Annotated in this window: 25 protein-coding genes and 1 pseudogene; 12 read left to right on the forward strand and 14 right to left on the reverse strand. The window is 73.0% G+C overall.

Annotated elements, in window-relative coordinates; translation table 11 throughout:
* Nucleotides 1-71 precede the first annotated feature (71 nt).
* Nucleotides 72-1,280: an MFS transporter gene (locus ACYVLJ_RS16470; RefSeq protein WP_460439234.1), complete on the forward strand. Its 1,209-nt coding sequence runs from the start codon at nucleotides 72-74 to the stop codon at nucleotides 1,278-1,280.
* Nucleotides 1,281-1,352: 72 nt separating this feature from the next.
* On the opposite strand, the gene ACYVLJ_RS16475 is transcribed toward ACYVLJ_RS16470, so the two are convergent.
* The 5 genes from ACYVLJ_RS16475 to ACYVLJ_RS16495 form a co-directional block, all read right to left on the reverse strand.
* On the reverse strand, nucleotides 1,353-2,594 hold the full coding sequence (locus ACYVLJ_RS16475) for an MFS transporter (protein ID WP_460439235.1): 1,242 nt from the start codon (nucleotides 2,592-2,594) through the stop codon (nucleotides 1,353-1,355).
* A 10-nt stretch (nucleotides 2,595-2,604) separates the two neighbouring features.
* Entirely contained in the window at nucleotides 2,605-4,788 is a 2,184-nt protein-coding gene (locus ACYVLJ_RS16480; RefSeq protein ID WP_460439236.1) for a YcaO-like family protein, read from the reverse strand.
* A 75-nt stretch (nucleotides 4,789-4,863) separates the two neighbouring features.
* Nucleotides 4,864-4,998: a hypothetical protein gene (locus ACYVLJ_RS16485; protein WP_451980375.1), complete on the reverse strand. Its 135-nt coding sequence runs from the start codon at nucleotides 4,996-4,998 to the stop codon at nucleotides 4,864-4,866.
* Between the two features lie 218 nt (nucleotides 4,999-5,216).
* Nucleotides 5,217-6,647: a DUF1996 domain-containing protein gene (locus tag ACYVLJ_RS16490; protein WP_451980378.1), complete on the reverse strand. Its 1,431-nt coding sequence runs from the start codon at nucleotides 6,645-6,647 to the stop codon at nucleotides 5,217-5,219.
* 235 nt (nucleotides 6,648-6,882) lie between these two features.
* Entirely contained in the window at nucleotides 6,883-7,605 is a 723-nt protein-coding gene (locus tag ACYVLJ_RS16495) for a CoA transferase (RefSeq protein ID WP_460439609.1), read from the reverse strand.
* On the opposite strand from ACYVLJ_RS16495, the gene ACYVLJ_RS16500 reads away from it, so the two are divergent.
* From ACYVLJ_RS16500 to ACYVLJ_RS16510, 3 genes are all read left to right on the forward strand, one after another.
* Nucleotides 7,493-7,756 carry a hypothetical protein gene (locus ACYVLJ_RS16500; RefSeq protein WP_460439623.1) on the forward strand — a complete coding sequence of 88 codons (264 nt, stop codon included), beginning with the start codon at nucleotides 7,493-7,495 and terminating at the stop codon, nucleotides 7,754-7,756. The two genes, ACYVLJ_RS16495 and ACYVLJ_RS16500, sit on opposite strands and share 113 nt — an antisense overlap.
* Before the next feature lie 93 nt (nucleotides 7,757-7,849).
* Complete coding sequence (locus ACYVLJ_RS16505) at nucleotides 7,850-8,644, forward strand: IclR family transcriptional regulator (RefSeq protein WP_460439237.1); 795 nt, start codon at nucleotides 7,850-7,852, stop codon at nucleotides 8,642-8,644.
* Nucleotides 8,645-8,783: 139 nt separating this feature from the next.
* Nucleotides 8,784-10,184, forward strand: a complete 1,401-nt coding sequence (locus ACYVLJ_RS16510; protein ID WP_460439238.1) for an MFS transporter — start codon at nucleotides 8,784-8,786, stop codon at nucleotides 10,182-10,184.
* On the opposite strand, the gene ACYVLJ_RS16515 is transcribed toward ACYVLJ_RS16510, so the two are convergent.
* Together ACYVLJ_RS16515 and ACYVLJ_RS16520 are read right to left on the reverse strand one after the other, a co-directional pair.
* Nucleotides 10,159-10,671, reverse strand: a complete 513-nt coding sequence (locus ACYVLJ_RS16515; RefSeq protein ID WP_460439239.1) for an AAA family ATPase — start codon at nucleotides 10,669-10,671, stop codon at nucleotides 10,159-10,161. The two genes, ACYVLJ_RS16510 and ACYVLJ_RS16515, sit on opposite strands and share 26 nt — an antisense overlap.
* 89 nt (nucleotides 10,672-10,760) lie before the next feature.
* Nucleotides 10,761-11,381, reverse strand: a complete 621-nt coding sequence (locus tag ACYVLJ_RS16520) for a sigma-70 family RNA polymerase sigma factor (protein WP_460439240.1) — start codon at nucleotides 11,379-11,381, stop codon at nucleotides 10,761-10,763.
* 247 nt (nucleotides 11,382-11,628) lie between these two features.
* Here ACYVLJ_RS16520 and ACYVLJ_RS16525 point away from each other — a divergent pair, with 247 nt between their 5' ends.
* The 4 genes from ACYVLJ_RS16525 to ACYVLJ_RS16540 all read left to right on the forward strand — a co-directional run bounded on the left by ACYVLJ_RS16525 (nucleotide 11,629) and on the right by ACYVLJ_RS16540 (nucleotide 14,877).
* Entirely contained in the window at nucleotides 11,629-12,027 is a 399-nt protein-coding gene (locus ACYVLJ_RS16525; RefSeq protein ID WP_451980396.1) for a pyridoxamine 5'-phosphate oxidase family protein, read from the forward strand.
* Nucleotides 12,028-12,173: 146 nt separating this feature from the next.
* Nucleotides 12,174-13,679: a GAF domain-containing sensor histidine kinase gene (locus ACYVLJ_RS16530; RefSeq protein WP_460439610.1), complete on the forward strand. Its 1,506-nt coding sequence runs from the start codon at nucleotides 12,174-12,176 to the stop codon at nucleotides 13,677-13,679.
* Nucleotides 13,676-14,332, forward strand: a complete 657-nt coding sequence (locus ACYVLJ_RS16535; RefSeq protein ID WP_451980398.1) for a response regulator — start codon at nucleotides 13,676-13,678, stop codon at nucleotides 14,330-14,332. The genes ACYVLJ_RS16530 and ACYVLJ_RS16535 overlap by 4 nt, the downstream gene beginning before the upstream one ends.
* A 110-nt stretch (nucleotides 14,333-14,442) precedes the next feature.
* Nucleotides 14,443-14,877 (forward strand): hypothetical protein, encoded by a 435-nt coding sequence (locus ACYVLJ_RS16540; RefSeq protein ID WP_451980400.1) that lies wholly within the window; start codon nucleotides 14,443-14,445, stop codon nucleotides 14,875-14,877.
* Between the two features lie 63 nt (nucleotides 14,878-14,940).
* Here ACYVLJ_RS16540 and ACYVLJ_RS16545 read toward each other — a convergent pair.
* Together ACYVLJ_RS16545 and folE are read right to left on the reverse strand one after the other, a co-directional pair.
* A pseudogene (locus ACYVLJ_RS16545) lies at nucleotides 14,941-15,311 on the reverse strand (FAD-dependent oxidoreductase); the annotation flags it as partial.
* Entirely contained in the window at nucleotides 15,308-15,928 is a 621-nt protein-coding gene (gene folE, locus ACYVLJ_RS16550; protein WP_451980406.1) for a GTP cyclohydrolase I FolE, read from the reverse strand. The gene folE and the pseudogene ACYVLJ_RS16545, both read right to left, overlap by 4 nt.
* Nucleotides 15,929-16,014: 86 nt before the next feature.
* Here folE and ACYVLJ_RS16555 point away from each other — a divergent pair, with 86 nt between their 5' ends.
* Nucleotides 16,015-16,671, forward strand: coding sequence for a helix-turn-helix transcriptional regulator (locus ACYVLJ_RS16555; RefSeq protein ID WP_460439241.1), 657 nt, complete (start codon nucleotides 16,015-16,017; stop codon nucleotides 16,669-16,671).
* A gap of 8 nt (nucleotides 16,672-16,679) precedes the next feature.
* Here ACYVLJ_RS16555 and ACYVLJ_RS16560 read toward each other — a convergent pair whose 3' ends face one another.
* From ACYVLJ_RS16560 to ACYVLJ_RS16570, 3 genes are read right to left on the reverse strand one after another with little or no spacing between them, the layout of a single operon-like run.
* Complete coding sequence (locus ACYVLJ_RS16560) at nucleotides 16,680-17,459, reverse strand: sulfite exporter TauE/SafE family protein (RefSeq protein ID WP_460439242.1); 780 nt, start codon at nucleotides 17,457-17,459, stop codon at nucleotides 16,680-16,682.
* A gap of 53 nt (nucleotides 17,460-17,512) precedes the next feature.
* The gene (locus ACYVLJ_RS16565; protein WP_460439243.1) at nucleotides 17,513-18,619 is read right to left on the reverse strand and encodes a CU044_5270 family protein; all 1,107 of its coding nucleotides are present in this window, start codon (nucleotides 18,617-18,619) and stop codon (nucleotides 17,513-17,515) included.
* Nucleotides 18,612-19,184 (reverse strand): RNA polymerase sigma factor, encoded by a 573-nt coding sequence (locus ACYVLJ_RS16570; protein WP_460439244.1) that lies wholly within the window; start codon nucleotides 19,182-19,184, stop codon nucleotides 18,612-18,614. The genes ACYVLJ_RS16565 and ACYVLJ_RS16570 overlap by 8 nt, the downstream gene beginning before the upstream one ends.
* Nucleotides 19,185-19,300: 116 nt before the next feature.
* Between ACYVLJ_RS16570 and ACYVLJ_RS16575 the strand changes: the two genes are divergently transcribed.
* From ACYVLJ_RS16575 to ACYVLJ_RS16585, 3 genes are all read left to right on the forward strand, one after another.
* Nucleotides 19,301-20,173, forward strand: a complete 873-nt coding sequence (locus tag ACYVLJ_RS16575) for a serine hydrolase (protein WP_460439245.1) — start codon at nucleotides 19,301-19,303, stop codon at nucleotides 20,171-20,173.
* A gap of 82 nt (nucleotides 20,174-20,255) precedes the next feature.
* A complete protein-coding gene (locus tag ACYVLJ_RS16580) occupies nucleotides 20,256-21,299 on the forward strand; it encodes a LacI family DNA-binding transcriptional regulator (protein WP_451980720.1) in 1,044 nt (347 codons plus the stop codon).
* A gap of 164 nt (nucleotides 21,300-21,463) precedes the next feature.
* Entirely contained in the window at nucleotides 21,464-25,543 is a 4,080-nt protein-coding gene (locus ACYVLJ_RS16585) for a beta-galactosidase (protein WP_460439246.1), read from the forward strand.
* On the opposite strand, the gene ACYVLJ_RS16590 is transcribed toward ACYVLJ_RS16585, so the two are convergent.
* Both ACYVLJ_RS16590 and ACYVLJ_RS16595 read right to left on the reverse strand, forming a co-directional pair.
* The gene (locus ACYVLJ_RS16590) at nucleotides 25,524-26,228 is read right to left on the reverse strand and encodes a DUF6008 family protein (RefSeq protein ID WP_451980426.1); all 705 of its coding nucleotides are present in this window, start codon (nucleotides 26,226-26,228) and stop codon (nucleotides 25,524-25,526) included. The genes ACYVLJ_RS16585 and ACYVLJ_RS16590 overlap by 20 nt on opposite strands.
* A 109-nt stretch (nucleotides 26,229-26,337) precedes the next feature.
* Nucleotides 26,338-26,988 (reverse strand): LysE family transporter, encoded by a 651-nt coding sequence (locus ACYVLJ_RS16595; RefSeq protein WP_460439247.1) that lies wholly within the window; start codon nucleotides 26,986-26,988, stop codon nucleotides 26,338-26,340.
* Nucleotides 26,989-26,999 lie beyond the last annotated feature (11 nt).

A 26,999-nucleotide genomic window follows, 5' to 3' on the forward strand; every position in this document is an offset into this window, starting at 1 on the left:
GGAGCGTAGTCCATCGATGGAATCCGGTCACATCGATGGAGAAAAGCCCATCGATGTGCGATGCTCCACCAATGACCAGCGCGTTCTGGCGGCTGTGGACCGCCGCGGGCCTGTCCAGCCTCGCCGACGGCGTTCTCAAGGTCGCGTTGCCGCTGATCGCCGTCGGCTACACGCGGTCCCCGGCGCTCATCGCGGGACTCGCGTTCGCTTTCAGCCTGCCGTGGCTGCTCTTCGCGCTGCCCGCCGGCGCAGTGGTCGACCGCCTCGACCGCCGCCGCGCGATGCTCGCCGCCAACCTCGTCCGCGGTGGGCTGCTCGCGGCCGTCACGCTGCTGACCGGTTTCGGCGGCGGATCGATCTGGGCGCTCTACGTCGTCGCCGTCGGCGTCGGGTGCGCCGAGACGATTTACGACACCGCCGCGCAGTCGATCGTCCCGCAGGTCGTCGGGCGCGAGCAGCTGGCGCGGGCCAACGGCCGGATGTTCGCCGCCGAGCAGACGGCCAACGAGTTCGCCGGACCGCCGCTGGCCGGGGTGCTGGCCGCGGCGGGGGCCGTCGCCGCGCTCGGCACGCCGGTGGCGCTGTGGGCGGTGGCCGTCGTGGCTCTGCTGCTCGTGCGCGGCTCGTACCGGGTCCCGCGCGAGAAGCCCACCACCCTGCGCACGGACATCGCCGAGGGCCTGCGGTTCCTGCTGCACCACCGCGTGCTGCGGACGTTCTCGGTCATGACCGGCACGTTCAACTTCGCCACCGGCGCGACCTTCGCCGTCCTCGTCCTCTACGCGGTCGGCCCCGGCTCGGCGATGGGCCTGTCCGAGCCGGCCTTCGGGCTGCTGATGGCCACCAGCGCGGCCGGCGGCCTGACCGGGTCGCTCGTCGCCGAAGCGGTGGAACGCCGCCTGGGCCGCGTCCGCGCGCTGTGGGTGTCCTGGCCGGTGGGCGGCGCGGGCGTCGGCGCGCTCGCGGTGACGGCGAACCCGTACGTGGCCGGGGCGGCCTTCTTCGTCAGCGGCGCGGCCATCCTCGTGTCGAACGTCGTGATGGTGTCGCTGCGCCAGCAGCTCACGCCCGACCGCCTGCTCGGCAGGCTCAACAGCAGCCACCGGCTCGTCGCGTGGGGCACGAAGTCCCTCGGGGCGCTCGCGGGCGGGGCGATCGCCCAGGCCTTCGGGCTCCGCGCGGTGTTCGCGGTGATGGCGGTGCTGGCGTTCGCCGTCGTGGCCGGGCTGCGCGTGGTGACCGAGGAAGCGCTCGATCAGAGCGGGTGCGTCTCCGCGTAGGCGTTCCACACCTTCTACGCCACGCAGATCCGCAGGGCGAAGGCGCGGACCTCGGAAGCCGGCCGGGTTAACTCAGACATCCGCCGTCTCCCGGGTCGCGGCGTGCTCGGACACCGCCTTGACGCCGACGAGGACCACGACCGCCACCAGGGCGCACCCGGCGAGCACGAACCACGGCAGCCGCGTGCCGCCGGCCAGGAGCGCGGTGAACGTCACCGGTGCCAGGACCCGGGCCGCGCCCCACAGCAGCTCTTCCAGGCCGAGGTAGCGGCCGCGCAGGTGCGCCGGGGCGAGGGCGACGATGAAGGCACTGCTGGTCGGGGCCTGCAGCAGCTCCGCCGCGGTGAACACCACGGTGGCGGCGGTCAGCACGGCGAACGCCGTCAGCGGCGCGCCCGGCGGGGCGAGAGCGAACAGCAGGAAGGACACCGCCCACACGCCGGCCGCGACCTGCAACGTCTTCGGCTTGCCGAAGCGTTCCACCCGGCTCGCCACGACGGTCTGCGCGAGCACCACGAGAACGGTGTTGAGGGCGAACAGCACGCCGGGCTGCCACACCGGCAACCGCAGGCCGTCGAGGGCGTAGGCGCTCAGCAGGACGGTGAACGCCAAGTCGCACAACGCGAAGACGAACACCGTCACCAGCACCCGCCGGAACACGCGATCGGCGAGCACGCTCCGGTAGCCCCCGCGCGGCGCGGCGCGGACCACGCCGCGTGCCGGGGCCGGGGTGCCACCGCGCCACCCGGCGACGAGCAGCGCCGCGAGCAGGAACGTCGCCGCGTTCAGCAGCACGATCCCCGTGTAGCCGCCGGTTCCGGTCCACCCGACCAGGACGCCGCCCGCGAGCCCGCCGAGGCCGAGGCCGACGTTGCGCAGCGTGCGGTCCATCGCGTACCAGCGGGCGCGCTGGCCCTCGTCGGCCACCTGCGCCACCAGGGCCCCGGACGCGGGCCAGAACAGGCCTTCACCCCAGAACGTCAACGCCGCCAAGGCGACCAGCTGCCACAGCGAGCCGGCGAAGACGTACCCGGTGAAGGTCAGCACCCGCAGCAGGTTCGCGGCGACCACGACCCGCCGCGGGCCGAACCGGTCCACGAGCGGCCCGGCCGAGAGCCCGGCCGGGAGGGCGAGCAGGGCCGCCACCGAGAGCAACGCGCCGGCCGACGTCAGCGCGAGGCCCTTGGCCGCGTGGAAGTAGACGACCGCGAACGGCAGGAACAGGCCCGTGCCCAGTGCGTCGACGCCCTGCGCGACGACCAGCGGCCGGCGGCCCCGGGTGCGGGGCAGCCCGATCAGTTCGGCGACGGCCATCGGCGTCTCCTCACGCGTGGGGGAGGGGAAAGACGTTCAACCGGTCCTCGGCGAGGGGTTCGGCGCGCCAGCCGAGGTCGACCGCGGCGCGGCGGATCCGCCCGTCGCCCCAGTACGGCAGCCCCGCCGGGAAGTTGGCCACCAGCCCCGGAACCAGCGTGTGGGCGGCGTGGAACCCGGCGGCGGCGATGTCGCGGGTGGTGAGGTCGACGCTCAGCACTTCGAACCCGCGGGCTTCGACGCGCTCCTGGTAGGCCTTGAGCCGCCGCTCGCCGAGGGCGGGCAGGCCCTCCCACGACCGCACCGGCAGGTTGCGCACCCACGGCGCGACCTTGGCCGCTGCCCGCGGGTCGAGGTAGACCTGTTGCTGGCACACCAGGTCCACGACGTCGGCGAAGTCCTCGCGGTAGGAGTCGAGGTACCGCCGGTCCGCCCGGTACGGCTTGAGGTTGCCCAGGTGCGGCAGGTCCGCGCGCATGCCGGCGACCTCGCCCTCGTCGTCGAGGGCTTGGCAGGTGTGGTGCAGGGTGAACCCTTCGGCGAGGGCCTTCTTGGCCGCTTCGAGCGCACCCGGCCGGGTCGCGAACCCGATCGAGAGCCACCGCCGGACGCGGTCGAACACCGCGGCGGCGACGATCGGGACGTCGAACTCGTTGTCCAGCGGGATGAGTTCGATGTCGTAGCTGTCGGCAGTGTCGGCGACGAGCTGCCGGATTTCGGCGGGCAGCTGCAGCCGGCGCAGCCGCGGCGTGTTGGCCCACCAGATCATGGTCGCGTCGCGCTCCAGCACCTCTTCGAGGCCCGAGGTGACGGCGTGCTCCTGGGCGGTCCCGGCGGCGAGGCCCGCGATCAGCGGGTCGGTGAACCGGGCGCCGGTGGGCTCCGGCACCTGGGAGACGAGGCACGCGGGTACCCAGACCGGTTCCCGCGTCGTGTGGGAAAAGCCTTCCACCCAAGCACATTCCGTGTCGGTGGTCAGCGGTGCGAAGGGGAAGCCCGCGGTCGCGTGCTGACGTGGCGAGTAGAGGTTCAGCCGTCGTGGGTCGAGAGCCGGGACACCGGCGCGCTTCAGCTGGTCGAAGCTGGCGTGGCGGATCTCGCGCTCCGGGGGCAGCCAGCTGCCGCAGTAGCGCTCGACCGCCTCGCCGATCGCGGAGTCGCGGGCGAGCTCGAAGTCGTGCCAAGAGGTGCCGAACGCCTGGCGGTCGTTGGGCCAGTCGACCACGCGCCGCATGTCCGCGACGTCGACGGCGCACACCTTGAGCCGGGCGGGCATCCCGGGCGCGGCGGCCAGTTCGTGGACCGCCGTCACGACTCCGGTGCGTTCGTCGACGAGCAGGTCGGGCCGCGGGCCCGGCGGGTCGACCGGCCGCGGCCGGTCGGGCACCGGAAGCACGGGCCGGAACCGCGTGGTGAGCCGGCCGGGGTCGAGCTCCAGCTCCCCGGCGGTGGTCTCGGTCGGCTCGCCGGTCACCCAGCGTTCGAGGTGGACGGCGAGGGCGGTGAGCAGCCAGCGGACGGCGCCGGGACGCAGGGGTGTGCCGGACGCCGGGCCGGCGGCGGCGAAGGCGTCGAGCACCCTAGGGTCGAACGCGGCGGAGCGGCGGCGCGCCAGGACGTCCGCGAAGTCGGGGCCGGTGCCGCCGGGGGTGACCGCGGGGCCGGCGATGCCGCGGCCGCGTTCGTGGCGGAAGGAGAAGAAGCGCACGCCGCGGTCCGCGCAGAACGCATCCAGCGCGGTGAGCTCCGCATACGCCGGATGGGCGAACGCGCCGACGACGACGGTGTCGTCGGGCACCACGGGGAGGTCTCCGGTGGCGCCGGCGAGCGGGGCCACCCGGGCGTACCCGTACGGGGCGAGGACTTCGGCGAGCGGACCGGTCAGCTCGGCCGCGCCCGCGAGCAGCACGGTCGTCGAGGCGACGCGCCGGAGTGCGGCACGCTCGTCCACGGTGGACAGACAGCCGTCGGCTTCCAGGACGTCGAGGACTTCGGCGTAGTCGGGATCCATCCCGGCGAGCAGGACCGCGCGGGTGCGGGTGCCGTCGATGCGGCCCAGCCACGCGCGGAACTCCGCTGCGGGCGCGGTGATCGAGTACTCGCCGCCGTCCGGCGTGATGAGCAGGCACAACCCGGGGTCCAGGTCGTGGACCTCGACGCCGGTCAGCTGCGGGCGGACGTCGTCGTGCGGCATGGTGGACCCCCTGTCGGGCGGATACGGACGTGCCGCGGTCCCGTGGGGCGGGACCGCGGCACGCGGGAACCGGACTTACTTGGCGGACGTGCGGTTGTGCACGACGGCGCGGTTGTGGACGACGGCGCGGTTGTGGACGACGGCGCGGTTGTGGACCACGGCGCGGTTGTGGACGACGACGGCGGTGGGGCGCTCGAACGTCGAGATCATCTTTTCCTCCTGTGGGGTGGTGGTGTCCCCTCCGGGACGGGGTGACTGGGAAAAGTTTGCGTCCCGGCCGTGCGTCGTGACGTCTTCTCGAATGCGGTCCGCATGGACGGCACGTGCGTTCCGCATGGACGGCCGTGGGCGGCGCGCACGGCCCGCGCATGCCGAAACCCCTTGCCGGCGCGGCCGGCAAGGGGGTTCGGGAAGGACAGCGCGTCAGCTCACGCCCGGCAGGTCCGGCCGCGGTTCACGCAGTTGACCAGACCGTTCATGATCCGCTGCGACATCACGTTGGCGAAGTCGTCGTGGTCGGACAGCGGGTTGTGCTTCTCCTGCGGGAAAGCGTCCACTTTGTACTGCTTCTTGACCTGGATGTCGTGCGGGATGTCGTAGGTCAGCGAGATCTGCAGCTGCGGCACCGCCTTGAACCCCTGGGCACACCCGCCGAAGCGGTCCGGGAACACGATGTGCGTGCGGTGGTTGGCGCTGTCGGTGTTCTTCCCGTCCCAGCAGCTCGGGAACGTGTGGATCCGCTTGACCTTGCTGTTCGGCGGGCAGATCGGGTACTTGTCGGTGAGACGGTTCTCGAAGCCGGTGCACGTCCAGCTGGCCTTGGCGTTGGCGGGGCCGTTGGTGGACTGCTTCGCGTCGCCGTAGAGCACGCGCAGGAACTTCGGCATCGCCACGACCTTGCCCACCGGGCTGCCGCGGAAGGTGATCTGCACCTTCTGCGGGCGCAGGATCTTGCCGTCGTTGCCGGGCAGCTCGTTGTTCTGGTCCTGGCCGGGCAGGGCGCCGCCCGCCGTGGTGCTCGGCGGCGGGGCCGGGGTGCCGGTGTCCTTGCCGGGCTTCGGCGCGCACGGCGCGAGCCCGCCGAGGTCACGCGGCTTCGGCGCGAACCGGCCGATCGCGATGGCGATGCGCTCGATGATCGCGGCGCGCCGGTCCTTGAGCGGGTTCAGGATCGCGTTCTGGACGAAGTTCGCGCCGCCCTGGCCCTGCGTCGCCGCGACGCGCTGGTTGGCCTCGTCGGTCTGTGCGTCGAGCTGGTCCAGGTTGCTGTCCACTTCGGACATCGCCTGGTCGGGGACGTCGGCGAGGTTGCTCGCGACGTCCGGGCAGGCGACCTGGACGGTCTTGGCCTCCTGGTCGGCCTGCGCGCGGTCGCCGTCGGGCTTCTTCGCGGGCTCGTTCTTTTCCGCTTCGCCGGTGTCGATCCGGACGACGGGCCAGAAGTAGGCGGACTTGTCGCCGTTGCGGCAGGTGGTGCCGGCCTTGACGAGGCTCTTGTTGTTGGAGTCGGCGTTGGTGGAAAGGTTGCCGACGTAGTCGTGCAGGTGCTGGGCGCCGTTCTTGACGCCGGGCTGGGCGATGAAGTTGTCGGGGTTGAAGTGCTGGTTTTCGTTGCGGCCGCAGTCGACGGTGAAGGTGCCGGTCGAGGCGCCGTAGACCGGGCGCGGGTCGAACTGGTTCGGCTGGACCTTCAGGATGTCGACGAAGAACGCGGGGTTCGCCTCGTCGGCGCTGGCTTCACCGGTGTTGCCGGTGGTCGTCGCGACGACGATGCCGCCGACCGCGATGGCGAGGGCGAGGCCGCCGGTCGCGATCTTCGTCCTTCGGGAAACGCGATGGCGCCCTGGCGTGCGGGACATGGATCCTCCGGGGTGTCGGGCTGGCGGGAGTGCGCGACACTGATCGGGTTCGAGCAAGGCTCGCCCCCGACAGGTTTGCGTCGGCGGGGTGGGACGATTCCCGGCTGGTCCACCGACCCGACATCAGTGGGTGCGCGGCCACCTGCCCGTGACCACGCCGTCAACCGGCTGGTTATCGTTCCGTGATGGAAGCTACACCGGGGTTTGACACCGGGCAAGAAGGGATTTCCGCCCATCACGAACCGTTAGTCACGGTTTCCGTTTCCGTAGTCGGCGGTGGTCGTGAAAGGGGGCGAGGAATGCGCGAAGAATGGCGCACGCGAAAAACGCGGGCACGACGGCCCGCACCTGGATCACGCTGGGCGGCCGCGCGTGTCCCTCTCCGGCGTACTCGGATGCGGGCCCATCCTGGGTCGCCGACCGGGGCGTTGTCCAGCGTCCGGCGGTGTGGCGAAAAACTTTGAACCGACCTGAACCGCCGTACGTATCCCTGGGTGAGGCGCGCGGAATGCCCACCGGCCGCCGTCATGGTGGAATCTGTGCCCGAGGGACGGCGGTAAAACCCGGATATCTCATTCCCGGCCGTCGTGAGTGGTCGGCGGATAGAACCGCCTGACCACTCACGACAAGCGGCGGCAGACCAGTCACCGGAGTGGTGCCGGGATCGCGGCGAGGCCGACCTCGTCGCGCAACGCTCCGGGTTCTCGACGTCGATGCGACCGCGGGTGCGGCCGGGACGTTCGGTCAGCTTCGGCACGACGCCGGGGAACGTGACTTCGCCGTCGAGGCCGGGCACCCGGTGGCGCCCGTGCATCCCGCGGGCCGCGAAGTGCGGGTCCCCGGCGATGTCCGCGGCGGCCAGGATGGGTCCACAAGGGACGGACGCTTCGCGCGGCGCGGCCTCGGCGGCGGCCTGGGACTGCGTCGCGGTCCGCGCGCCGATCGCGTCGTCGAGCAGTCCGGTGTGCGCGACCCAGCCGGGGATCTTCGCGGCCGACGGCGTGCAGGAGCCGCCGGAAGATCGCGTTGCCGCTGACGACGATGTACTTGCCTTCGGCGCGGCGATGAAGTTGCCGGGTTCGACCGCCCGACTGACAATCACGATGTGAGTTACCAACTCAAAATGTGGGCGAGCGTCGGGCAGCCAACCGGGTGCGACACGGATAGACTGTGCGGCACACCACGGGCACGGGACGGGGCGAATGGCAGAGGAAGAACGCAGCGGCACGACGCCGGTGCTGGTCCTGCGCAAGTTCAAGCAGATCCTCGAGTCGTTCACGATCGACGAACCCGAGCTGACGCTGCAGCAGATCACCCGGTCGACCGGGCTGCCGGCGAGCACGTGCCAGCGGCTGGTGCACAACCTCGTGCGCGAAGGCTTCCTCGACCGCTACGACGACACCTACCGCGTCGGGCTCGGCCTGGTCCGCTGGGCGGCGCCCGGCACCTTCGGGCTCGACCTGGTCCGGCTGACCCGGCCGGTGCTGCAGCAGCTGCGCGACGAAACGGGCGAGACGGCCTGCCTGTACGTCCGCGACGGCGCCTACCGCACGGTGATTTCCCTGGCCGAGTCGCGGCACCCGGTGGTGCGGCTGTTCGTCGTCGGCATGGTGATGCCGCTGCACGCCGGCTCGGCCGGGAAGGTGTTCCTGGCCTGGGACAAGCTCGCGGTCAAGGACGCGATCGGCAACGGCCTGGCGCGGTTCACCCCGCGCACGACAGTCGACATCGACCTGCTCACCGAGCAGCTCGGGCAGATCCGCAAGGCCGGGTACGCGGCCAGCTTCGAGGAGCGCGACCGCGGCGCGGCGTCGCTGAGCGCCCCGGTGTTCGGACTGAACGGCGAGGTCAGCGCGGCGATCGGGATCGGCGCGCCGACCCAGCGCATGACCGCGGCGGACGTCCCCAGGCTGGCGCCGATCGTGGTCGAGGCGGCCCGCCGCGCTTCGGAGCGGCTCGGCCATCGGCCCGGCGTGGAGCGGGTCGCCGCCCTCTGACGAAGCCGGGCCGGCCGGGCTGCGGGGTGTTGCCGTCCCACTCATCCTGTCGCTGACCCGTGGCTCCTTGACTCCGCGCTGTGGCCGTCACATCATGGGTCGGCCAACCACATAGTGGCGATGTCAAAGGAGACAACGGATGGCCAACATCCCCGACGCCGCCCCACCGGACGCCGGCACGATCGCGGGCCGGCTCGACCGGCTGCCCATCACCCGCACGCACCGCCGGGCCACCGTCGCCGTCGGGCTCGGCCTGTTCTTCGACTTCTACGAGGTCTTCCTGACCGGCGTGCTCAGCTCGGTGCTCGTCGAGGAGTTCGACCTGACCAAGGCGGAGCTGCCGCCGCTGCTGGCGTCGACGTTCGTCGGGATGTTCGTCGGCGCGCTGCTGCTCGGGCGGCTCGCCGACCGGTTCGGCCGGCGCGGCGCGTTCCTGCTGAACCTCGGGCTCTACTCGCTGTTCTCGCTGCTCGGCGCGTTCAGCGGCAGCGCGGTGATGCTGCTGGTGACGCGGTTCTTCGCGGGCATCGGCCTGGGCGCGGAGCCGCCGCTGGCCGACACCTACCTCACCGACCTGCTCCCGGCCCGCAAGCGCGGCCGGTTCATCGCCTGGGCCTACACGCTCGCCTTCTGCGGCTTCCCGGTCGTCGGTTTCCTCGCCCGCGGCCTGACCGACCACGAGATCCTCGGCGTCGCCGGCTGGCGCTGGCTGTTCGTCATCGGCGCGCTCGGCGCGGGCGCCGTCTTCCTGCTGCGGCGCGGACTTCCGGAGTCGCCGCGGTGGCTGGAGTCCGTCGGCCGCACCGAAGAGGCCGAGCACCTGGTGGCCGGGCTGGAGGCCGAAGCCCGCGGCGGTGTCGACGAAAACCTCGCCCCGCCGCGCGGCACCACCCGCAAGCGCGCCGCCGCGCCCGTCCGCGACCTGTTCGGGCCCGCCCTGCGGCGCCGGACCTGGATGATGGTCGTCTTCCAGGTCCTGCAGACCCTCGGCTACTACGGCTTCGGCACGCTCGTACCGCTGGTGCTGGCCGCCAAGGGCTACGCCGTTTCGCAGTCGCTGCTGTTCGCCGCGCTGACCTACCTCGGCTACCCGGTCGGGTCGGCGCTGTCGCTGCCGATTGTGGAACGCGTCGAGCGGAAGTACCTCGTCGTCGGCTCGGTGCTGGCGATGGCGGTGTTCGGCATCGCGTTCGGGTACGCCGGTTCGATGGCGCTGATCCTCGTGTTCGGCTTCCTCTACACCGCGACCAGCAACCTGTTCTCGAACGCCTTCCACATCTACCAGGCCGAAATCTTCCCGACGGCCCTGCGCTCGACGGCCTCGAGCGGCACCTACTCGCTGTCGCGGCTGGCCAGCGGCGCGATGCCGTTCGTGCTGCTGCCGTTGCTGAACTCGAGCGGGCCGACGACGTTGTTCCTGGTCGTCGCGGGCGCGCTGGTGGTGGTCGCGGTGGACGTCGCGGTGCTCGGCCCGCGCACGACCGGCCGTCGCCTGGAGAACCTCAACGACGAGATCACGGCCGCGCAGCCGCTTCGATGACCGCCGCCGCCTCGCCGGCCGGCACCCGGGCGGTGTCGACGACGAGGCGGTCGCGGGTCCACGGCTCGTATTCGCGGGCCACGATGTCCTGCCAGGTGGGTGGCACGAGGTCCGGGATGCCGGTGTCGCGGGACTCCGCGCGGCGCCGGTGTTCCGCCGGGTCGGAACAGACGATCTCGGTTTCCAGCACACGGGCGCCGGCGCCGAGCGCGGTGGCGCGCCAGGCATCGCGCGTGACGACGAGAGGATTGACGCACTCGGCGATCACGCTCACCCCGGTGCGCAGCAGGTCGGCGGCGACCTCCCGGGCGACGACGTAGCCGACCGGCCCGAGCGGCTGCTCCAGCGCCGAGGCGCGGACGATGGCCTGTTCGATGGTGTCGACGCGCAGGAAGGCGAACCCGGTGCGGCGGGCCAGGTCCGTGGCGACGGTGGTCTTCCCGGTCGCGGGCAGCCCGCCCACGACGATCAGCAGCGGTGGCGGCACCGCAGCATGATCGCACGGCGGCACGCGCGGGACTGCCGCATCGGAGGAGGCCAAGTCCCTCGATGCGGCGCCCGCCCGCCGCTTCCCGCTCAGGAAGCCGCTTCCCGCCTCTGCGCCGTCAACCCGCGCCGCAACGCCGTCAGCGCGCGGTGCTGGGCCACCCGCACCGCGCCCGCACTGCTCAAGCCCACCGCCGCCGCCGTTTCCTCGGCCGACAGCCCGAGGATGATCCGCAGCACCAGGATTTCCCGCTGGCGGGCCGGGAGGGTGTCGAGGAGCCCGGCCGACCAGTCCAGCGCCGCCGACCGTTCGACCTCCTCGCCCGTCGGGTCGCCGCCCACCCAGCGCTCGGCGGGCGGCTCGGCGACCGGGCTCGTGCGGTCGCGCGCCCGGCGCCGGTGGAAGTCGGCCACCTTGTGCGCCGCGATGCCGAACACGAAGGGCAGGAAGCTTTCGCCCTCGTACCGGTATTCCGGCAGCGCGCGGATGACCGCCAGCAGCACCTCCTGCGCGCAGTCTTCGGCGTCGGACGAACCGTCCTGCCACGACCCGATCCGGCCGAGGCAGTAGCGGAACACCAGCGGCCGCAGCGCGCGCAGCACGCCCGCGACGGCCGCGCGGTTGCCGGCCATCGCGGACCGGACGAGATCCGGGTCGAGGGTGAACGTCGCCGGGGGAGCGGGTTCGCCCTCGGCGGACTGCGGCGGCATCGGGCTTTCCCCTCTCCTCGGGCACGGCTGCCCGGCAACGGACGGTCACGACGCTAGGTCACCGCGCGTGCCCGCCACACCGGCCGGGAGGCCGCCGCGGCCCGGGTCTTCCGGCCCTAGCCGGCCGCGTCGCGATGTGCGTTCATGTCCCCTCCGGCGGCGGCCGGGCCGAACGGCCCTACCGGCGCCCCGGGGCCGTCGATCACGCTGGTGACCGGGGTATTCACAGGGAGAACACAGGGACGTGATGGTGGACGACGTGGGCTTCGGGCTCGACCGGCAGCAGTGCTTGGCACTGCTTCGCACGGCGAGCCTGGGCCGGGTGATCTTCACCCACCGGGCGATGCCGGCGGTCCGCCCGGTGCGGTTCGCCGTCGTCGACGACGGCGTGGTGTTCGCCGCCCCGGCCGGCAGTCCCCTCTACGCGGGCGCGCGCGACGCCGTCGTGGCGTTCGAGGTCGACGAGTTCGCCACCGACTTCGGCGCCGGCTGGTTCGTCAGCCTGCTGGGCCGCGCCACCGAGTCGCCGCTCGACAGCGGCGAAGTCGCCTGCCTGTGCCCGTGCCCGGCGCTCTCCGGCCGCCGGTTCCTGCGGATCCCGGTCGAGGCGATCACCGGTCACCGCATCGGTTGCCACGTGGAGTAACAATCCCGCTGCTCCGATCGACCCACCGGATGGACGAACCGGATTGGGCCGACACGGGCAGTCGCTTGTGGGACCCTTGACGGCCCGGGGAGCACCCCGGGATCGGGCTACTACGGGGTCGACGGGAAGTGGCGGACGAAATCGGCATGCCGGTGATCCTGGCCGCGGTGGCCGGGATCGCGCGTGAGCTGGAGATGCCGGCGTTGGTGGACCGCGCGGTGAAGACCGTGTGCGAGCTGGTCGGCGCGCGGCGCGGCCGGCTGGAGGTGACGGGGCCCGACGGAGCCGCGGTCGCGGAGTACGGGCGGCCGGGCGGGACGCCCGGGGTCGAGCTGCCGGTGCGGGCCGGGGACCGGGTCTACGGGAAGTTCGTGCTCGAACCGGGCGAGCACGAGTTCGGCCGTCGCGAGCGCGAGATCGTGGGCGCACTGGTCGCGGCGACCGGGATGGCCGTCGAGAAAGCCGTGCTGGTCGACGGGATGCGCCGCCGCGAACGCTGGCTCGAAGCCTCCTACGACGTCACCCGCGCGCTGCTCGGCGCGCAGGACCTGCGCGCGACGCTCCGGCTGATCGCCGAACGGGCCCGGGTGGTGGCCGGCGGCACCGGGGGTGCGATCGCGCTGCCCGACGGGCCGGGCCGGCTGGTGTTCGACGTCGTCGAGCCGCCGGGGGAGGATTCGGAGCGGCTCACCGGGCTGACCGTCCCGATGGAGGGCACGGCGACCGGCGTGGCCTTCACGACCCGGCGTCCGGTGGTCGTGCGCGACTACGGCGAGCACGTCCAGAACGAGCAGCGCGACCGCGCCGGGCCGATGCCCGCGATGATCAAGGATCTCGACTCGGCGATCTCCGTCCCGCTGATCGTCGGCGAGGAGACCCTCGGCGTGCTGCTGGTCGCGAAGTTCCGCGACAAGTCGCCGTTCACCGACTCCGACGTCCAGCTGGCCGAGACCTTCGCCGGGCACGCCGCGCTCGCCGTCGAGTTCTCCCGGGCGCAGGAGGCCCGCCAGCAGCTGGCCGTGTTCGAGGACCGCGACCGGATCGCCCGCGACCTGCACGACCTGGTGATCCAGCGGCTGTTCGCGACCGGGCTGGGGCTGGAGGGCGTGAGCAGGCTGATCGCCGACACGGGGGTCGCCGCGCGCGTCGCCGGGTTCGCCCAGGACCTCGACGGCACGATCCGGGAGATCCGCAACAGCATCTTTTCGCTGCAGGCCCCTGCACAGGCGCAGGGCAGCCTCCGCGCGGAACTGCTGCGGGTGGCCGTCGACGCTCGGGACACCCTGGGCTTCGAGCCGCGCGTCGGCTTCGACGGGCCGCTGGATGCCGCCGTGCCGGACGCGGTGCGCTCCGACCTGATCGCGTCGCTGCGCGAGGCGCTGACGAACGTGGCCCGGCACGCGGGCGCGAGCACGTCGTCGGTCGACGTCACCGTGGACGGGCTCGGCCGCCGGCTGAGTCTCGTGGTGCGCGACGACGGGACCGGGCCGCCCTCGGAGACCGGCCGGCGCAGCGGGCTCGCCAACCTGGCCGCCCGCGCCGCCCGCTGGGGCGGCAGCTGCGAACTGGCCGCCGCCGAAGGGGGCGGCTCCCGGCTGGAATGGACCGCCGAGCTGCCGGCGCGGGCCGGCGAGCAGGGGAGTGGGCGATGACGATCTCGGTGTTTTTGCTCGACGACCACGAACTGGTCCGCACCGGGCTGAAGACCGTGTTCGAATCCGAAGTGGACATCGAGGTGGTCGGCGAGGCGTCGACGGCCGCCGAGGCACTGGTCCGGATCCCGCAGGCGCGCCCGGACGTGGCGATCCTGGACGTCCGGCTGCCCGACGGCCAGGGCGTCGAGGTGTGCCGCGAGATCCGCTCGACGGTGGAGCCGCCGCCCGCGTGCCTGATGCTGACGTCCTATTCGGACGACGACGCGCTGTTCGGCGCCATCATGGCCGGCGCGGCGGGGTACATGCTCAAGCAGGTCTCCGGCCGGTCGCTGGTCGAGGCCGTCCGGACGGTCGCGGTCGGCGGCTCGCTGCTCGACGCGACGCTCACGGCGTCGGTCATGAACAAGCTGCGCGGCGAGGACGTGGCGGCCCCGGACCCGCGGTACGAGCAGCTCAGCCCGCAGGAGCGGCGGGTGCTGGACCTGGTCGCGGAGGGCCTGACCAACCGCCAGATCGCGGAACGGCTGTTCCTGGCGGAGAAGACGGTGAAGAACTACGTGTCCTCGGTGCTGCACAAGCTCGGGGTCGAGCGGCGCACCTCGGCGGCGGTCTACGTCTCCCAGCGGAAGGCCGACGGCCGATCGGGCTGATCTCGCGCCCACTCGGGCGAAACCGGTGGGGCGTCCGACGTATCTGGCCGCCGATGCGATACACCTGTCGGGGTGACGCACGAGTTGTCGTGCGCGGCGGAGGGGACGGCATGTCGGGGTTGTCGAGCGGGGACTACGTCACGCAGCAGATCCGGGCACTCGCGGAAGCGGTGCGCCGGGAAGGGGCCGGCGGGGTCGGCACGCGCAGCTTCCAGCTGGCGGAGCACCTGGCGGCGGAGGGAGGCGTCCACCGCGGCGACATCCTGACGGCGACGGCGACGCTCCTGGCGATGACGGCGTGGTGCGACGGCGAAGCCGAGGCGGCCCGCAGGTTCGCCGAGCTGGCGGCCGAGCACGACGAAGAGTCCCGCGAACTGGTGGCGCACCTGCTGTGCCTCGAGATCGGCGCCGAGGAGGGCTGGCTGCCGGAAGGCCGCGCGGAGGCGTTGCTGGAGTACGCCCGCCGGGCGCGGCGCGGTGACCTGGCTTCGCGGGTGCGGGCGATCGCCGGGGCGCGCGGTGGCCGCCATCGGCGTGCGGATTAGCGGCGGTTCGGGGCGGGGACCGTTGCTGGGGTACGCGCGCAGCGACCTGGCTTCGCGGTGCAGGCCCGCGGCCAGCACGTCGCGCAGCCGGTCGGCGTGGGTGAGCCGGCGCAGGTAGAGGACGCCCTCGAGGGCGTTGCCCGGCACCCGCAGCCGTCGCGGCGACGCACCCGTCGCCAGCAGCGGCTTCGTGTAGCCGAGGCGGTCGCCGCCGGCCGGCCCGACTTCGTGCGCGGCCCGGTCCAGGGCCGTGACGCGCCGCCCGGTCGTCCTGCCCCAGCAGGTAGCCCTTCGACAACGGCGGCCGCTCGTAGGGCAGGTCGGGTTCGGCGCCGACGAGGACGACCCGGCCCGCGAACCCCTTCCGCTCGCAGCGTTTCCGCGGCCTTCGCACCGGTCAGGCCGCCGCCGACGATGACGAAGGCGTCTATCAGGCGCTGACTCCCGTGAGGGCGAAGAACTCCTGCCGCGTCTTGGGTTCCTCGCGCAGCAGGCCGTGCAGCGAAGACGTCACGGTCAGCGCGCCGCTCGCCCGCACCCCGCGCAGCGACATGCAGAGGTGCTCGGCTTCGATGACGACGCCGACGCCCTTCGGCGAGAGCTGCTCCTGCAGCCAGTCCGCGACCTGCTTGGTCAGCCGCTCCTGCACCTGCAGGTCGAGGGCGAACATCTCCACGACGCGGGCGAGCTTCGAGAGCCCGAGGATCCGCTCGCCGGGCAGGTAGCCCACGTGCGCGACGCCGCGGAAAGGCAGCATGTGGTGCTCGCACAGCGACTGCACCGGGATGCTCTTCGCCAGCACGAGCTCGTCGTAGCCTTCGTCGTTGGGGAACGTCGTCAGCTGGAAGTCGCGCGGGCGCAGCATCTCGGCGTAGGCGTGGGCCACCCGCCGTGGCGTGTCGCCCAGGTGCTCGGTCGTCGGGTCCTTCCCCAGCGCCCGCAGCAGGTCGGCGACCGCGCGCTCGGCCGCGCGCAGGTCCATGGCGTCGCGGTCGGGGACGACACCGAGGTGCCGCAGCGGGACCGGTTCGCTGACGGGGTCGACGCTCACAGGGACCTCCTTAGATGACCAAGACGTGCCGACGTTAGAAGCCCGCGCGGGTTTTCGTCAACGATTGTTTGTTTTAGAGTGCTCGGATGCACAAGTCCCAGGCGGGCGCGCTGGCCGCGGTCGCGGCGCTGGACGAGCCGACGCGGCGGCGGCTCTACGAGTATGTCGTCCGGAGGCCCGGGCCGGTGAGCCGCGACGACGCCGCGGCGGCGCTCGGCGTGCCCCGGGCGACCGTCGCGTTCCACCTGGACCGCCTGGTCGAGGAGGGGCTCCTGGCCGTCGAGTACGAACGCCGCACCGGCCGCTCCGGGCCGGGCGCGGGACGTCCCGCGAAGCTGTATCGCCGCTCCGACCGGCAGGTGAGCGTCTCGGTGCCGGAGCGGCACTACGAACTGGCGGGCGAACTGCTCGCGTCCGCCGTCGAGGAAGCCGACGAAACCGGCGGCTCGGCGCGGGCGATCCTGGGGCGGCGCGCCCGCGAACACGGGGCCGAACTGGCCGCCGGCGGCGGGGACACGGTCGGCACGCTCGAAGAACTCGGCTTCGAGCCCCGCCTCGAAGACGGCGGGGTGCTGCTCGGCAACTGCCCGTTCCAGCGGCTCGCCCGGACGCACCCGCGGCTGGTGTGCGAGATGAACCTCGGACTCGTCGACGGCCTCCTCGCCGGGGCGGGTGACCGCCGCTACCGGGCCGGCCTCGAGCCGCAGCCCGGCTACTGCTGCGTGCGGCTCTCGCCCGCCTGACGGGCGTTCTAGCGCGGGAGGAACGCGAGGGCGAAGAGGAAGGCACCGAAGCCGACCAGGGCCGCCGAGGCGACGCGGTGGAGGTGGTTTCCCCGCAGCCGCCGGGCGAGGCGGCTGCCGAGCAGGACCCCGGCGCCGGCCAGGACGCCGAGGACACTGCCGAGTCCGAAGTGGACGGAGCCCTGCGCCGCGTAGCCGAGCGTCGCGAACCCCACCAGCGGCAGCTGGATCAGCTGCCCGGCGGCGATCGTCGTCAACGCCGGGACGCCGAGCGCCAGCAGCACCGGGACGAGCAGCACCGGCCCGCCGGTGCCGGTCAGCGCCGAGCCGAACCCGACCGCGGCGCCGACGGCGACCGCGGCGGGCGCGGGCAGCTCACGCGATTCGCGCGGGCGGGCCCACAGGTTGAAGGCCCCGGAGCCGACGGTCACCACGGCGAGGAACAGCCAAAGCACGGTCTCCGGCACCACGCCGTTCACCAGCGCACCGGCCGCGGCGGCCGGTGCCGCGCCGAGAGTGAGGAAGCCGCCGAAGCGCCACGGCATCGCCTGGTGCCGCGCATAGGCGAGGGTGCCGGCGACCCCGGTGAACAGGAAGCACCAGCTGCTCGTGCCCGCCGCCGCGTGGACGTCCAGCCCGGCGAGCCAGGTCAGGGCGGGCGGCAGCAGGACACCACCGATGCCGACGGCGCCGACGAAGACGCCGACCGGCACCGCCAGCAGCAGGACGGCTCCCGTGCCGCTCGTCAGCAGCCCGGCCACAGCCAGGGCCGCATGACTTCGCAGCACCGTTCACCTCCCGGCCGTGCTCTCCACCCGCCCGAACCTACGGGCTTCGGCCGCTACTTGGCCGGGGGCTCGCCGAGGCGGGAGGCGACGCCCGTGGTGATCGCGCTGGCGCCGATCTCCGTGCCCGGCTTGATCCACGGGCTCTCCGGCTCCGCGCCCGCGACCTCGCGTTCGCCGAGGAACGCGCCGGTCACCGGGTCGATGATCAGCTGCCGGATCTCGTGGCGGTCGTCGAGGCCGAGCGCGACGCCCGCGCGGCCGTCGAGGTTCGTCTCCGTGGCCAGCACCGTCATACCCGGGATCTTCGCCAGCGCCCGGTACCACTGCGCCCGCAGTCCGGCCGGCATCAGGCCGGCCCGCAGGATCTCGGTGCCGAAGTGGAACATCACGCTCGGCGTCGAGCCGCGGCCCTTCGTCAGCTCCTGCAGCTTCGCGTACAGCGCCGCCGGGTCGTCCGGGAGCGTCGCGTAGAACGCCGGGCTGTCCCAGTCGGCCGGGTCGTCGCACTGCTTGGCCGGCTTGGCCTTCGGGAAGAAGTCACCGCACCGGCCCTGCCACTGGCCCTGGTCGGTGTTCGTGACGTCCGGGACGGGTGCCTGTGCCTGCGGCACGGACCCGCCGAGGAACTTGCCGGTGTTCAGGATCCGGCGGCTCTCCTGCCAGACGTCGTGCGCGTCGGCCGGGATCCAGCGCTGGATCTGCTGCTCCCACAGGTAGGTGTAGCCGGTGTCGTCACCGGTCTGGACGCCGCGCTGGACCCATGTGTGCTCGTCGACGTACCGGAACTGCCCGGGCCCGACCGGCTGGTCGACCGCGCCGACGCTCAGGTCGGCGGCCCGGTTCAGCACCTGGACCGCCGACATCAGCTTGATGTCCGGCCAGTTCGCGGTCGGGCTCGCGCTCGGGCGCGGGTTCGGCGCCGCGGCGGGTGGGCCCTCGGGGGCCGAGCCGGTCTGGACGGCGACCGTCACCGCGACCACCCCGGCCACGGCGGCGGCGACCGGCACGGCGAACCGCCAGGTCCGCTTCGGCCGCAGCGGGACCACGGTCGTCTCCGCGTCGAGTTCGGCCATCAGCTTCGCGCGGGCCGCGGACAGGTCGGCGGGCGCCGTGCGGGCGTCGCGGTGGAGCTGCTCGAGGGTCTCGTCGAGCTCATGCATGGGGGTTCTCCTCGGTGGGGACGAGCAGGGCCTGGAGGCGGTGGCGCACGCGGTGCAGGCGCGAGCGGACCGTGCTGGCGGGCACGCCGAGCGCCTCGGCGACCTCGGCCGGCTCGAGCCCGGCCCAGGACGTCAGCAGCAGGACGTCGCGGTCCTGTTCGGACAGTCCGGCCAGCTCGCCGGCGAGCACGCGCAGGCGGGCGGCCGCGTCGACCCGGCCGGCGACGGCGGTGTCGTGGTTCTCGGCCGGCCGGTCCTCGGCGCCCGCCCGCGCGGTCAGCCGGAACCCGCGCACCTCCTGGCGGACGTGGTTGCGCAGCAGGTTGGTGGCGATGCCGTAGAGCCACCCGCGGACGGGCGCCTTCTCGGGGTCGTAGCTGGCGCGTCTTCGCAGGGCGACGACGAACGTCTCGGCCACGAGGTCGTCGGCGGCGTGCCCGCCCACCCGGCCCGCGAGGTAGCCGCGCAGGGGAGGGGCGTACTCGTCGAAGAGCCGCGAGAAGACCTCTTTCGGATCCCGGGCGGCGAGGTCGGGCCGGTCGAGCCGTTCCACGATTCTGGTCACGCTACTGGTTGTCGTGACCCGCAGCCCGCGTCCCCGGCCGCCCGCCCGGATGAGACGCAGGCCACATCCCGGCCGTCCGCGCCGAACACCGGAGGGGCCTGCGGACAACAGCCGGTATGCACAGAGGAAACGCGATGCTGCTGGCCGGGACGTGCGCGGGTGCCGTGGTGGCGATGCTCGTCGTGGCGGCGGCGGTGCGGCCGCCGGCTCCCTTCGCGGCGGCGAGCCCGGCCCTGCCGGCCGCGCCGGCCCTGACGACGAGCGTGGCGACGACCGCGACGTCGGCGACCCGCTCGAAGTCGCCGCTGCCGGACGGCGCCGCGCTGGCCGCGCTGGTGCCCGGCAGGCTCAGCGTGCTCGTCCGCGACCGTCGGACCGGCCGGGACGTCGTCTCCTACCGGCCGGACGCGACCTACACCTCGGCGTCGCTGGTCAAGCTCTTCATCGCGCTGGAAGCGCTGCGGCGCGACCTGCCCGCCGGCCAGGTCGCGGAGATGCTGTCGCGCAGTGACGACGACGTCGCCAGCCGGCTCTGGGTGCAGCTCGGCGGGCCCGCGATCGTCACGGCGTGGGCCGAGCGGATCGGGCTGAAGTCGACCCGCCCGCCGGCCGACGACGGGCACTGGGGGAGCACGCTCGTCAGCGCCGCAGACGTCGCGCGCGTCTACCGCTACCTGATGGAGGACTTCCCGGCCGGGCCGCGGCAGACCGTCCTGCGGGCCCTCGACGGCGCCACCGAGCACGGTGCCGACGGGTTCGATCAGTTCTTCGGCATCCCGGACGCGGTCACCGCCACGGACTGGGCCGTCAAGCAGGGCTGGTCCTGCTGCGACCCCGGCCGCACCCTGCACACCAGCGGGCTCGTCGGCGACCGCCGGTACATCGTGGTGGTCCTCAGCGCCCAGCCGTCGTCGACCGGGTGGGCGACGGCGTCACAGCACATCACGGCCGTCGTGAAAGCGCTCTCCGGTCCGCTCGGCTGGTCCTGACGCGCCCGGCGTCCGCCGCCCCGGCGCCGTTCGGCGGTACCGTCTCGGGGTGGTGGAACGGCGCGAGGCGGAAGGGGCCAGGGTGGTGGACCGGGCGAAGGCGGGGGAGCAGGCCAGGACGCCGGCCGCGGCGCCGCGGCAGCCGAGCCTGGCCGACGTCGCCGGCATGGCCGGGGTGTCCCACATGACCGTCTCGCGCGTGGTCAACGAGAGCGGGCCGGTGCGCCCGGAGACCCGCGAGCGCGTGCTCGCCGCCGTGCACAAGCTCGGCTACCGGCCCAACACCGCCGCGCGGACGCTGGTCACCGGCCGGTCCGGCACGCTCGGCGTGGTCGCGCTGGAGTCCAACCTCTACGGCCCGGCGAGCACGCTCTACGGCATCGAGAACGCCGCGCGGGAAGCCGGCTACGGCATCGCGATCTGCAGCGTCACCCGGCCCGGGCGGACGTCGATCGGCGACGCGGTCGAGAGCCTGCGGCGCCAGGCCGTCGAAGGCATCGTCGTCATCGCCCCGCACGTCACGGCCGGGCGCGCGCTGGCCGCGGTGCCCGCGGACATCCCGGTGGTGGCGGTCGGCGGCGGCGACGCGGCGCCGGTGCCGGTCATCTCGGTCGACCAGTACGACGGCGCCCGCCGCGCCACCGAGCACCTCCTGGCCCTGGGCCACCGGACGGTCTGGCACGTCGCCGGCCCCGAGGACTGGCTGGAGGCCCGCGACCGCGAACGCGGCTGGCGCGAGACCCTCGAACGTCGTGGCCTGCGGGTGCCCGCGGTCGTCCGCGGCGACTGGAGCCCGCGGTCCGGCTACGAGGCCGGCCGCGCGCTCGCCGGCAAGCGCGGGCTCAAGGCGGTCTTCTCCGCCAACGACCAGATGGCGCTCGGCCTGCTGCGGGCGTTCACCGAGGCCGGCATCCGGGTGCCGGAGGACGTCCACGTCGCCGGGTTCGACGACGTGCCGGAGGCGGCGTACTTCAACCCGCCGCTGACCACCGTCCGCCAGGACTTCATCGAGGTCGGCCGCCGCACGTTCGGGCTCCTGGAAAACCGGATGGCGGGCGGCGACGCCGGGGCGCGGCACCTCGTGCCGGCCGAACTGATCGTGCGGGAGAGCACCGGCCCGCGCTGATGTCCCGTGAATGACCTGTTCCGGACAGGGATCGGACGACTGTTAGCGCTAACACGACGTCGGCACTGATCCATCCCGGTGTTGCATCTTGACCGCTTCTGTGGAGTTGCCAAAGGATCGTGTGCGGTTCTGGTTCAGTGCTGCTCCAGCCGGAGGTCCCCGCCATGCGCTCCGCCGTCGCCGCCCTGCTCGCCGCCGTCCTCGCGCTCGTCGGCGTCGTCGTCCCGCAAGCCGCGGCCGCGCCACCGAAACAGCCGCACACCGTGACCTACGACGGCTACTCGTTCCTGGTCGACGGCAACCGGACCTACCTGTGGTCGGGGGAGTTCCACAGCTACCGCGTCCCGAGCCCCGACCTGTGGCTCGACATCTTCCAGAAGATGAAGGCCGCCGGCTTCAACGCGACGTCGCTGTACTTCGACTGGGGCTACCACTCGCCGCGCCAAGGCGTCTACGACTTCACCGGCGTCCGCGACCTCGACAAGCTCCTCGACATGGCGCAGCAGGCCGGGCTCTACGTCATCGCGCGGCCCGGGCCGTACATCAACGCGGAGGTCGACGGCGGCGGCTTCCCGACCTGGCTGTCCACCACCCCCGGCCACACGCGCAGCGCCGACCCGGTCTACCTGAAGTATTCCGACGAATGGCAGACGCAGATCGACCGGATCATCGCGCGGCACCAGCTCACCACCGGCACCGGCAGCGTGCTCGCCTACCAGGTCGAAAACGAGTACTACAACGGCAACGCCGACGGCCGCGCCTACATGAAGCACCTCGAGGACAAGGCCCGCGCCGACGGCATCACCGTTCCGCTGGTGGGCAACAACAACGGCACCTTCAACGCCGGCGAGGCCGCGCTCGACGTCGACGCCGCCGACTCCTACCCGCAGGGCTTCGACTGCTCCAACCCCACGCGCTGGAACGGCGTGCCGGACATCAGCTACGACCACGTCCCCGGCAAGCCGCTGATCACCGCCGAGTTCCAGGGCGGCGCCTTCGACCCGTGGGGCGGGCCCGGCTACGAGAAGTGCGCCCAGCTGATCAACGACCAGTTCGCGAACGTCTTCTACAAGCAGAACATCGCGGTCGGCGCCACCGGCCAGAGCTTCTACATGCTGCACGGCGGCACGTCGTGGGGCTGGAGCGCGATCCCGCAGAACTACACCTCCTACGACTACGGCGCCGCGATCACCGAAGGCCGCCAGTTCGACCCGAAGTACGACGAAGACAAGCTCATCGGCTACTTCACCCAGTCCGTCGCCCCGCTGACCAAGACCGACGGCCTGGCCGGCGCGCCGCTCACCGACCCGGCGCTCACCGACACCGCCCGGATCAACCCGGACACCCGCACGCAGTTCCACACCCTGCGCCACACCGATTCGACGTCGACCGCGACGAACACGACCACGATGGCGCTCGACCTCGCCGCGCACGCCGGCTACACCTACGACGACCGCGCGGCCGAGCTCGGCTACACCGGCACCTGGAGCCACCCCGGGTCCGAAGTGGACTACACCGGCGGCGACTACCAGCACACGGAATCGTTCTCCGAGGTCACCGGCGACAGCGTGAGCATCCCGTTCACCGGCACCGGGATCCGGTGGGTGACGTCGAAGGACCCGAGCCACGGCATCGCCGACGTCTACCTCGACGACGCGAAGGTCAGCACGGTCGACCTCTACGGGACGAGCAAGCAGAACCAGGTCACCGGCTACGAGGTCCGCGGCCTGCCCGCGGGGGCGCACACGCTCAAGATCGTCGTCACCGGGCAGAAGAACGCCAAGGCGACCGGGCCGTTCGTCGTGGTCGACGCCGTGGACCTGCTGTCGGGCAGCACCGACTACTACCCGGTCGTGCCGCAGCAGCCCGGCACCGGTCTCACCCTGAACGGCCGTCAGTCGAAGATCGTCGTCGCCGGGTACGACCTCGGGCGGACGCGGCTGCAGTACTCGACGTCGGAGGTCATGACGAGCGCGGCCATCGGCGGCCGGGACGTCGCGGTCCTCTACGGCGACCAGGGCGGTCCCGGCGAGACCGTGCTGCGGTTCGCGAACCAGCCGTCCGTGCAGGTCCTCGCCGGTGCCGCGACGTCCACCTGGGACGCCACCCGCGGCGACCTGCGGCTGAACTACACCCACGACGGCCTGACGCGCGTGCTCGTCACCGCGCCCGGGCAGCGGCCCCTGCTCCTGCTGCTCGCGGACAAGGCGACGGCGAAGACGTTCTGGCGCCAGGACACCGCGGCGGGCCCGGTGCTGGTCCGCGGCACCCACCTGGTGCGGACCGCGGCCGACGACCACGGCACCCTGAACCTCACCGGCGACACCGGCACCGACGGCGCGTTCGAGGTCTTCGGTACCGAGAAGTCGTTGACGTGGAACGGATCGCGGGTCGCTGCCCAGCCGACGGCCAGTGGCAGCCTCACCGCCACCGCACCGGCCGCGACGCCGGTGACGCTGCCCGCGCTCACCGGCTGGAAGCACCAGCAGGAGTCACCGGAGAGCCAGCCCGGCTTCGACGACTCGGCGTGGCCGGTGGCCGACAAGGACACCAGCAACAGCTCGACGACGCTCGGCACGAAACCGGTGCTCTTCGCCGACGACTACGGCTTCCACACCGGCAACACCTGGTACCGCGGCCGGTTCGCCGGCGACGGGAAGCAGACCGGCATCACGCTGTCGAGCCAGAGCGGCGGCCCGGCGGGCGCGTTCTCGGCGTGGCTCAACGGCGTCTTCCTCGGCAGCTCGAAGGACCCGCAGCACACGTTCCCCTTCCCGGCGGGCACCTTGCGCGCCGGCGAGAACGAGATCTCCGTGCTGACCGTGAACATGGGCCACGAGGAGGACTACGGCGCGGCCAACGGCAACAAGGCCGCGCGCGGGCTCACCTCCGCGCGGCTGACCGGGGCCCCGCTGACGTCGGCGACGTGGCGGCTGCAGGGCGTCCGCGGCGGCGAAACCGGGCTCGACCCGACGCGCGGCCCGCTCAACACCGGCGGGCTGTACGGCGAGCGCGCGGGCTGGTCGCTGCCCGGCTTCCCGGACGGGCGCTGGACGCCGGCGTCGCTGCCCGCGAAGGACACGACGCCGGGCGTCTCCTGGTACCGGACGACGGCGGACCTGGACCTGCCCCGCGGCCAGGACACCTCGCTCGGCCTGACGATCACCGACGACCCCGGGCGGCAGTACCGCGCACTGCTGTTCGTCAACGGCTGGCAGCTCGGCCAGTACGTGAACTACCTCGGACCGCAGCACAGCTTCCCGGTCCCGGCCGGGATCCTGAACCCGAACGGCCACAACACCCTCGCGATCGCCGTGTGGAGCCTCGACGGCAGCACCGGCGGGCTCGGCAAGGTCGCGTGGACGAACTACGGCAGCTACCGCTCACCGCTATCCGTGGCGCAGAACTCCTCGCCCGGCTACGACCCCGCGCGGTACGCGATGCCGGCCGCGCCGACGACCGGGGTGGCGCTGACCGCGCCGGACACGGCGTCGGGTGGGCAGCGGTTCACCGCGTCGGCGACGGTGCGGGTGCCCGCGGGCGCGCCGACGGCGTTCGACGTGCGGCCGGTGCTCACCGCCCCGGCCGGGTGGACGGTCGGCACGGCGTCCCCGTCGTCGGTGGCGAAGATCGACAGTGGCCGGTCGGCGACGTTCACCTGGCCCGTCACCGCACCCTCCACAGTGGACACCGCGGCGCTGAAGGTCGCGGTCGCCTACCGGCAGGCCGGCCGGCCGGGCTCGACGAGCGACGAACGGATCGTCGGCGCGGTGCCGCCGGCGCCCCCCGCCGGGCAGGTCGCCGTCAGCTCCCTGCCGTTCCTCACCGCGACGAACGGCTGGGGCCCGGTCGAGCGCGACACGAGCAACGGCGAGGCGGCCGCGGGCGACGGCCGGCCGATGACGATCGGCGGCGTGTCCTACGCGAAGGGCCTCGGCGTCCACGCGCCCGGTGACGTCCAGCTGTACCTGGCCGGTGCGTGCTCGCGGCTGACGGCCTCGGTCGGCGTCGACGGCGAGACCGGCACCGGCGGCAGCGTCAGCTTCAGCGTCGCGGTGGACGGCGCGACCAAGGTGACGACGCCGGTGGTGCGCGGCGGCCAGGCGGCCGTGCCGATCGACGTCGACGTCACCGGGGCCCAGGTCCTGGACCTGCTGGTGGCCGACGGCGGCGACGGCAACGGCAACGACCACGCGGACTGGGCGCTGCCCACGCTGACCTGCGCTACGCCGCCCGCCGGGTGAGGTCCGGGACGGGCCGGGCGGTGAACGTCGCCCGCACCTCCCGGCGCTCCTTCCCCAGGTGGTACAGCGCCAGCCCGAAGATGATCGAGCCCACCACGTTCGCGACGAAGTGCCACCAGACGCGGTAGGTGGTCAGGCCCGGACCCGGGTCGATCAGGCCGAAGAACGTGGACAGGCCGATCGCGCGGGAGCCGAACGCCACCGACAGCGTCAGGACGAGGTGCTCGAGCCCGTGCAGGCCCTGCATCCACACGCCCATCTTCGCCCAGCGGCGGGCGCGGGTCTTGAGCGCCCGCCGCGTGATCACCATGACGCCGGCCAGCCCGGCCAGGAAGATGAAGTTGCCGGTGAGGTGCAGCAGTTCCATCCCGAACGTCGGCCGGCCGGGCAGCAGCATCTGCAGGCCGTTCGCCAGGCCGGTGCCCCACGGCGTCATCCACGCCGGGGAGTTCGGGTGCCCGAGCCAGTAGCCGACCTGCGCGATGTGCTCCTGGACGTGGCCGAGCTGGCCGAGCACGCCGAGGCCGATCACCGCGACCGAGCCGCGGTACACCCACGGCCGCACCGGCCCGCGGTTCGCGTAGGCGAGGATCCCGACCGCCGCCCACATCGCCAGCGCCCAGAGCACGAGCAGCGTCGCCCCCGCGACGTCCCAGCCGGACATCGCACCCATCGGCATGGTCATGGCCGTCTCCCGTCGTCTCGTGCCGAGACTAACCGGGAAAGCGGCTCGCGACGTCTTCCGGCGTGCGCCCGGCAACGGGACAAAGCGTTACACCGCAACGCTTTTCCGGTCAGGCGAGGACAAGTCGGACGGCGAGCGCGGTGATCACCGCACTCGACACCAGTGCCGTCACGAGCCGGCCGCGCGGTCCGGTGAGGACCCGCCCGAGCAGGGCCCCGCCACCGGCGAGCAGGGCTTGCCAGCTCGCCGAGGCGGCGAAGGCGGCGAGCACGAACACGGCTTGGCCGGGCACCGGCACGGCGGTGCCGGCGCGGCCGCCGACGACCAGGGCGGTGAAGTAGACGACCGTCGTCGGGTTCACCAGCGTGATGCCGAGCAGGCTGACGTAGGCGCGTCCGGGTCCGAGCGGCGTGACCGGCCCGGTGGCGGCGTCGCGGTGGGTCCGCAGTGCCGAGACGGCCCCGCGGACCGCCAGCACGACCAGGATCCCGGCCGAGACCAGCCGCAACGGCCCGGCGACCGGGGTGATGACGCCCGCGAGCGCGGCCCCGCCGAGCACCGCCACCAGCGCGTACACGCCGTCGGCGGTGGCGACGCCGAGGGCGGCGGCCAAGCCGGTGCGCAGGGACGTGCGGGCGGTGAGCGCGACCAGGTAGGTCGCGACGGCGCCGACCGGGATCGCGATGCCGTAGCCGGCCAGCAGGCCGGCGAGCAGCGCGGCGGTCACGGCTTCGCGGCGATCGACCCCCGCGGACGGCACGGCTGCTGCCG

It is taken from the genome of Amycolatopsis stemonae, assembly GCF_054781455.1.